At 42.4% G+C, this 502-nt stretch carries 1 protein-coding gene; it reads right to left on the bottom strand.

All coding sequences use genetic code 11. The annotated features are described in order from the left end of the window. Positions 1 to 27 precede the first annotated feature (27 nt). Positions 28 to 321 carry a DUF2622 domain-containing protein gene (locus tag HYQ67_RS23920; protein WP_202308685.1) on the bottom strand — a complete coding sequence of 98 codons (294 nt, stop codon included), beginning with the start codon at positions 319 to 321 and terminating at the stop codon, positions 28 to 30. Positions 322 to 502: the final 181 nt, after the last annotated feature.

Genomic DNA, 502 nt, shown 5'->3' with positions numbered 1-502 from the left:
AAGGTATGGATAAAATTGGTGATGGAACTATCTCCTCGATGCTCGCAACCCAATCACCTCGATACTTGCAGCCTCAGTAACCAATACACCTGGAGCTGATATAACAGAAGATGCAATTTTATGAACCTGGTTAGCAATTGCGGTCGTGCTCATACGAGTTTTTGAGTAACGTCTATATTCTGCATCTGGTAACTGATATTCCGTCCCTGAAACCCCAATGATTTTACGTTGGTACCCAGCATATTCCATTTTCTCATGAAGGGTCTCGTAGTCTTCAGGTTTAGCTCCATGTAGCTCAACTCGAATGATATATGTACTCATCTGAATCCCTTTCTTATATGTGGTTCAGTCACGTTACCAGTTTCCTTTGTTTATGGAAAGCCAGGTTCCCTGGGCGCTTGACAGGGTTAATAACACAGGTTTAATAATTTTAATTCCGAATTTTAGCTCTCGCCTGCGTCGGGGCTTTTTCATATACGGGAGTACTCTCTGCGCATTAAAC

The organism is Dryocola clanedunensis subsp. sulfonylureivorans, assembly GCF_016756775.1.
GTDB classification, from domain to species: Bacteria; Pseudomonadota; Gammaproteobacteria; order Enterobacterales; family Enterobacteriaceae; genus Dryocola; species Dryocola clanedunensis.
Note: the sequence above shows the minus strand (reverse complement) of the source record. Positions and strands in the feature narration are given on the sequence as shown.

Bases quoted from the DNA above. Each gene is read 5' to 3' on its own strand.
- HYQ67_RS23920 (WP_202308685.1), bottom strand. From the start codon at position 321: ATGAGTACATATATCATTCGAGTTGAGCTACATGGAGCTAAACCTGAA.